We start from the raw sequence: 7,199 nt of genomic DNA, 5'->3' as shown, positions 1-7,199 counted from the left end.
TTTGAAGGAGGCTTAATAAATTTAATAGTATTTAACTCTAAAGGTGATAATCCTAAAATCGGAGATGCATATATATCATTTGAAAAAAATAAATTCTTAAATAACAACATTGATATTAAAAAAAATACATCGTTTAAAGAGGAAATTGATTTGAATGATGATGAAAATAATGATGATATTTTATTTAAATTATACGAAGAAGATAATAATGATGAAGAATTAAAAGAAATTGAAAAAGAAGAATGGTTTGAAAGTACTGTATATGCTTATATAGATACTATAAATGGTAAAATTTCAGATAGTGTAAGCATAAATAGAGGAAATAGAATAAAGAAAACAAAAAATCCAAATAATGATTATGCTATTCCAAGTAAAATTCCTTTTTGGAATGAGATTAAAGAAACCGTAAAAAATATAGGATATTTTGCTCCTGAACTTGAGTTTTTTGGTTTGAAAATAATGATAACAGATGATGGGTTTAAAATTATAAGTTGGGATGGTCATCCGGAATATCCTAAATCTGTTCCTTTTAGTATTGAAACATCAAAATATTTAAAATATAAAGTTGAGCAAAAAAGAAAAGCATATAAAGGCTTATCGGTAAAAACAAAAAGGGGAATGAAGAAAGTAAAACTTAAAGTAAGAGCCACATATGCAAAACTATTTTTCCCGAAAGGTTTACTTCCTTATCTTTCAATAAAATTTCCCAAAGAGCAGTTAAAAGACTTTATTACAAATAAGGATACTACATTTAAAGAAAAAATATGGGCAAAAAAACATGGTTTTATATCTTACAGATTACATCAATATGGAATAAATGATGAGAATTATAATAATTATATTTCTGATTTTGAGTATAGATGGTTAAGACATATAAATAATGAATACAGAAAATGGATGGAAGATAAAATAACCGTAAAGTATATTTGTTCTGATTATAATAATTGTTTTCCTGAATACTATTACCATATAATTCTAAAAAATGGAAATAATAAAGTTATTTCTATGATGGATTGTCCTGAAGGGTATACAAATACTTTTGAAGATATTTTTAAACTTGTAAAAGAAAAAAAATCACTTGCTTTAAAACCCGATGAAGGTTCTCATGGTGACGGATTTTATAAATTTGAATATTTAGACGGTAAATACTATCTTAATCATGAACAAGCAAAAAAAGAAGATGTTCTTAATATTTTAAAAGATGTTAATAATCAATACTTAATAACTGAATATATAAACATGCATCCTGTAATTAAAAATATATATTCAGGTGCTGTTAATACAATACGAATGATTGTATTTAAAAAAGATGGTAAAAATCCTCAAATTGGGAATGCTTATATGAGATTTGGATCTAAAAGAACCGGTGCCGTAGATAATATGGGAGCAGGGGGGATGTTTGCAAAAATTGATATTGAAACAGGAAAATTTTACGATGCAAAAATAATTGAAGATAATGAAATTAAACCATGTTTATATCATCCTGATACTAATGTAAAAATAGAAGGTTATTTGCCAAACTGGGAAAAGATAAAACAGACAGTTTTGGATGTTGCAAGAAATATTCCCGAGCTTGAATATTTTGGATTTGACCTTGCAATAACGGAAAATGGAATAAAATTTCCGGAAATAAATAGGTTCCCTGATTATCCAGCTATTGAAAAATTATCTCCAAAAACTATGGATTATTTACTATATAAATTAAAAGAGAAAAAAATTTTTTATGGAGATGAGAATTTTAGAGGGAAATATAGTATAGTTAAACTTCCTTTAAGGTAAAAAAGCTTCTTAATTGAAGCTTTTTTTAATTTAAAAGAATAATCATGAAATTTAAGTATCCTGCAAAAGTAACCCATAAAAGATATGGGATTTGCAAATAACCTGCAATAGGATTAATTTTATAAAAAGATATAATCATTTTTAAGATAAAAAGCCATAGTATTATTAAAATAATAAATGAAAGTATAAAATTATTATAATTGAAGAATATTATGCTCCATATAAAATTTAAAATTAGTTGAATAATATATATTTTTTGAGCATTTTCTTCTTCTTCTCCATCAAAAAATGATATAAAGTATGCACTGATTCCCATTAAAATATATAATATCGTCCAAACAATAGGAAAAATAAACCCTGGGGGAGATAATACAGGTTGATTTAGATTTTTATATATATCCATACTATTTTTTGTAAATAGTGCCGACACCCCTCCTACAAGAAGAGGTATTAAAATTGATAAAAGAAGTTTTTTATAATTAATTTTCATTTTTCACTCCTAAAGTTTATATAATTAATTTATGCTAAAATTATATAAATATGAATTTTAAAAGTGAATAATTAAAATTTTTATGTATTTTAAATATTTAAACTTTATAAAAAAAAGATATCTTGAGATATCTTTTTATTTTAGTTTATAAACGAATCTTCCATTCTCTTTCTCTTTTATTAACATATCATTTTCAATCATAAAAGAGAGAATAGAAGTTGTAAAACTTACTTTATCCGTTACGCCCAAACGGTTTTTAGAGAAAGGCTGGCTTACCTGAATATTTTTTACTACTTCTTGTATTTCTTTTTTTGATAAAGGACCTTTTTGTTTGATTGCCTTTTTTATTTTTGAAACGGCTTTTGAATATAACATATTCATTAAATCTCTTTGTTGTCGAGATGCACGCCATAGTCCCCATCCGTAAATTAGCATTGTTGCAACCATAAATAATAATAAATATGGTAGATAATGTAGTATTGACATTAATCAATCTCCTTCCAAGTTATAAAATTATGATTTTGAAGGATTTCCAAAAATTTAATTAATCTAGATAAGCTTTTTTCCATTTTTGGATAATGAGCATCTAATTTTTGTGAAATTTGATAAACTGTACTTTCACCATCTATATTAAACCAAATAAAACTTCCGTATTCATCTAAAGAGATGTTGCTGGTTTTAGGTTTATGAAAAAATTTTTGTGCAATTTTATTATAAAAACCAACCCAGTCTTTTTTTATAATTACAATACCATTTTCATCTGTTTCATATTCCATTTGAGGATTTTTGATTGGAATAAATTCAAGATAATTATTATTTTTTTTATTAGATTTACTCATTTATGGAGTTCCTTTCATTTTTATAAAAAGATGTAACTTATTTGAAAAGTTACATCTTTTTATTATTTAATCATTTATTTTTGTTCTTTTTTTTCTTTCTTTTTTAAACAAACCATTACAAGGGTAACAATTAATAGTGCAAATACTACTAAACTTCCTATTTGACCGATGTTAAATGCTTTTGAAACATCGATTGCTTCTGCTTTGTTTACTACAGCAAGAACAGCAAGAACAACACCCATTAAACCTTCACCGGCGATTAAACCAGATGTATATAATGTACCACGTTCAACAGATTCTTTCTTTTCTTCTTCGCTTACTTTTCTTTTATCCATAGCTAAACGAACAAGACCACCTGCCATGATACCAGCGCTTAAGCTGAATGGTAAGTACATACCAACTGCAACAGGTAAAACAGGTACACCTAAAATTTCAATTACGATTGCAACACCGGCACCTGCAAAGATTAAAGCCCAAGGTAATTGTGCATTCATAATACCTTCAACTATCATTTGCATCATGGTAGCTTGTGGTGCAGGGATTTCAGCAGAACCGTAACCCCATGCTGCATTTAATAGGTATAATACATAACCGATTGCAGCAGCTGAAGCGATAACACCGATGATTTCACCGATTTGTTGTTTCTTAGGAGTAGCACCAAGAATGAAACCTGTTTTTAAGTCTTGAGAACAGTCTCCGGCGATAGCTGCGATAACACAGATAATAGCACCGATAGCAATAGAACCAACCATACCATCAACACCTGTTGTTCCTGTAGCTTTAAGAAGAATAGTTGCAATAATTAATGTTGCAATAGCCATACCAGAAACTGGGTTGTTTGATGAACCGATAAGTCCAACCATTCTTGATGAAACAGTTGCAAAGAAGAAACCGAAGATTACGATAATTAATGCTCCAAGGAAGTTAACTGGGAACATCGGAAGTAACCAAATAGCAACAGCAATAATTAATAATAATATTAATAATATTGGCATTGGTATGTCGATTTCTGTACGAAGTGTATTTTGGCTTGTAGCTTTTTTACCCATACTCTTCATAGCTTGAGAGAATGTTTTAACAATTAAAGGTAAACTTTTGATTAAGCTTATAATACCACCTGTAGCAACCGCACCGGCACCGATGTATTTTACATATGTACCCCATAAGTCACTTGGTGCTAAAGATGAAATAACAACATCTCCAGGGAAGATTGTTGCATCAGCACCGAATAGAGCAATTATAGGCATGATTACAAACCATGATAATGTACCACCGGCAAGCATGTAGCTTGAAATTTTTGGACCACAGATATATCCAACACCTACTAATGCAGGAAGTACTTGGATACCAATTGCCGAACCTGCGTAACCTTTAATATCATATCCGATTTCACTTGGGAAAACTTTCATTCCATCAGCAATGAATTTATATAAAGCAGCAATACCAAGACCTGTAAATACAGTGCTTGCTTTGCTTCCTCCTTCTTCTCCCGCAAGTAAAACTTCAGCACAAGCTGTTCCTTCTGGGAAAGGTAATACTCCGTGTTCTTCAACAATTAAAGCTTGACGAAGTGGAACCATGAAAATTACCCCAAGGATACCACCAACAAGTGCTATAAGGAAAATTGTTATTATGCTTGGAGCTGAAATAATACCTTCGTTTGCCCATAAGAATAAGGCAGGTAATGTAAAGATAGCTCCTGCGGCAACAGATTCACCGGCTGAACCAATTGTTTGAACCAAGTTGTTTTCAAGAATTGAATCACGGCGTAAGATAACTCTGATAATACCCATAGAAATAACTGCCGCTGGGATTGATGCAGAGATTGTCATACCAACTCTAAGACCAAGATAAGCATTTGCAGCACCGAATACTATTGCTAAGATAATACCAATAAGAATTGATGTAACTGTAAATTCAGGTGCAACTTTATCTGCTGGTATATACGGTTTAAAATCGTTATGTTTGTCAGACATAATTTAACCCCTTTCTTTTAATTTTATTATAGACAATCAAACTGAATTATATAATAAATTTACATAAAAGTAAATATATTATTAATTTACAATTAAAAATGATAAATTTTTACAATTCTTTATTAAAAATGCGTAAAGCTATTCTTAAATTTAAGAATAGCTTTGATGATAATATTTAATATTAAATTAATTTTTTAAGCATTTGCTTCTTTTTTTAGAACATCGCATAATAATTCATAAAATCTTTCAAATGAATCAAGAGGAATTTCTTCATCAGGTGTATGAACGCCTCTGATTGTAGGTCCAACTGCAATTGCATCAAGACCTTCAATTGATTCAGAGAATAAACCACATTCTAATCCTGCATGGATAGCTTCGATTTTTAAATCTCCACCGAATAATTCTTTGTAACTTTTTATAAAAGTATCTCTAATTGGAGATTCTTCTTTAAAACTCCAGCCAGGATAAGCACCTGCGATATCACAATTAAAACCAAATGTTCTTGCTAATAAGTAAAGTCTGTCAGTTGTATCGTCTTGTAATGAAGCAACTGAACTTCTTGGAGCAAAAACAATTTTTGCAACATTATCGTTTGTGCTTACTACACCAAGGTTTAGAGATGTTACTACAAATCCGTCCTGTTTAAGATTTCTTTTTAATACTCCGTTTGGCGCTAAGTATACAGCACTTACAAGATTTGTTGCATCTTCTTTACTTAATACGTTAGTTTCTCCTTCTTCTTTTGTAACATTAACAACAAAATCAGGTTCAAAAGGTACAAGTTCTTCAGAAAATTCTTTTGATAATTTATTAACTATTTCTTCAACTTTATTTACTTCTTCTTTATTTTCTATTAATAATTTAGCTTCGCTGCTTCTTGGGATTGCATTGTCTTTACTACCGCCGTTAAATGAAGCAACATATGTATCAGTATTACTAATAACTCTATTTATTAATCTTGCTAACAATATATTTGCATTTTGACGTTCTTTATTAATATCCATACCTGAATGTCCGCCTAAAAGACCGTCTACGCTTACTGTTAAAATTGTACCGCTTTTATTTTCTTTAACAATATCTTTACTTAAAGTAAATCTCATTCCGCCTGCACAGCTTACAGTTGCGATACCTTCTTCTTCAGAGTCAAGATTAATCATTGTTTTTGCATTGATTTGAGATTTGTCTAAATGATCAGCTCCGCCAAGACCTGTTTCTTCTTGTGTTGTAAATACACATTCAAGATCAGGATGAGAAAGAGTTTCATCATCTAAAATTGCAAGCATTAAAGCAACGGCAGCTCCGTTATCTCCTCCAAGAGTAGTTCCGTTTGCAGTAATTATTCCATCTTTAACAATAATATCAATACCGTCTTTTGTGAAATCATGATTTGAACTTGAAATTTTTTCGCAAACCATGTCAGTATGACCTTGAAGCATTATTGGAGCTTTATTTTTTGCATCCTTACTTGCAGGTTTTTTTATAATTACATTAAACAATTCATCTTGGTAAACCCATAAATTTCTTTCTTTTGCAAATTCAACAAGATAGTCACTTATACCTTTTTCATTGCTTGAACCACGAGGATTTGCGCTTATTTCTTCAAAAAAATTAAAAAGTTTTTCAGGTTTGTAACCTTTTATTTTGTAGTCCATTTTTGTACCTCACTTATATATTAAATTTTTAATTAATTTATTTAATTAATTTACAATTTACATCTATTATATAAAAAAATTTAAAATAATACAATATTAATAAAAATTTGGTAAAAAAACAAAATATTTGTTATATTTTAAATAATGAATAAAAAGTTAAAGAGGCTAGAATATGATACTTAGTGTAAGCAGGAGAACAGATATACCTTGTTATTACTTTGATTGGTTTTTAAATAGGTTAAAAGATGGATATGTTTATGTTAGAAACCCTATAAATAAAAAACATGTAAGTCTTATTGAGTTTAATGATAGTAATTTAGATTTTATTGTTTTTTGGTCTAAATATCCTATAAAAATGTTAAATAAAATAAATGAATTAAAAAAATATGATTATTATATACAATATACAATTACAGGATATGGAAAAGAAATAGAGCCTTTTTGTAATAATAAAGATGATATT

General features: G+C 28.9%; 7 protein-coding genes. 2 read left to right on the top strand and 5 right to left on the bottom strand.

What is annotated here, in order from left to right; all coding sequences use genetic code 11:
• Nucleotides 1-1,779: sugar-transfer associated ATP-grasp domain-containing protein (locus FGQ49_RS09820; protein ID WP_138269693.1), on the top strand; the 1,779-nt coding region annotated here is incomplete at its 5' end.
• Nucleotides 1,780-1,804: 25 nt separating this feature from the next.
• Here the strand turns inward: FGQ49_RS09820 and FGQ49_RS09815 are convergent.
• The 5 genes from FGQ49_RS09815 to FGQ49_RS09795 form a co-directional block, all read right to left on the bottom strand.
• Complete coding sequence (locus tag FGQ49_RS09815) at nt 1,805-2,269, bottom strand: TspO/MBR family protein (RefSeq protein ID WP_138269692.1); 465 nt, start codon at nt 2,267-2,269, stop codon at nt 1,805-1,807.
• Nucleotides 2,270-2,404: 135 nt separating this feature from the next.
• Nucleotides 2,405-2,755, bottom strand: a complete 351-nt coding sequence (locus FGQ49_RS09810; protein WP_207734475.1) for a hypothetical protein — start codon at nt 2,753-2,755, stop codon at nt 2,405-2,407.
• Nucleotides 2,755-3,108 carry a PqqD family protein gene (locus tag FGQ49_RS09805; RefSeq protein ID WP_138269691.1) on the bottom strand — a complete coding sequence of 118 codons (354 nt, stop codon included), beginning with the start codon at nt 3,106-3,108 and terminating at the stop codon, nt 2,755-2,757. The genes FGQ49_RS09810 and FGQ49_RS09805 overlap by 1 nt, the downstream gene beginning before the upstream one ends.
• Nucleotides 3,109-3,182: 74 nt before the next feature.
• A complete protein-coding gene (locus FGQ49_RS09800) occupies nt 3,183-5,084 on the bottom strand; it encodes an OPT family oligopeptide transporter (protein WP_138269690.1) in 1,902 nt (633 codons plus the stop codon).
• 194 nt (nt 5,085-5,278) lie between these two features.
• Nucleotides 5,279-6,736 carry an aminoacyl-histidine dipeptidase gene (locus FGQ49_RS09795; RefSeq protein ID WP_138269689.1) on the bottom strand — a complete coding sequence of 486 codons (1,458 nt, stop codon included), beginning with the start codon at nt 6,734-6,736 and terminating at the stop codon, nt 5,279-5,281.
• A gap of 172 nt (nt 6,737-6,908) precedes the next feature.
• Between FGQ49_RS09795 and FGQ49_RS09790 the strand changes: the two genes are divergently transcribed.
• On the top strand, nt 6,909-7,199 hold a 291-nt coding region (locus tag FGQ49_RS09790), incomplete at its 3' end, for a DUF1848 family protein (RefSeq protein ID WP_138269688.1).

Origin of the sequence: Anaerofustis stercorihominis, from assembly GCF_005844425.1 — a bacterium.
GTDB lineage: Bacteria > Bacillota > Clostridia > Eubacteriales > Anaerofustaceae > Anaerofustis > Anaerofustis butyriciformans.
The sequence above is the reverse complement of the archived record's forward strand: the minus strand, read 5'-3'. Positions and strand labels throughout refer to the sequence as shown.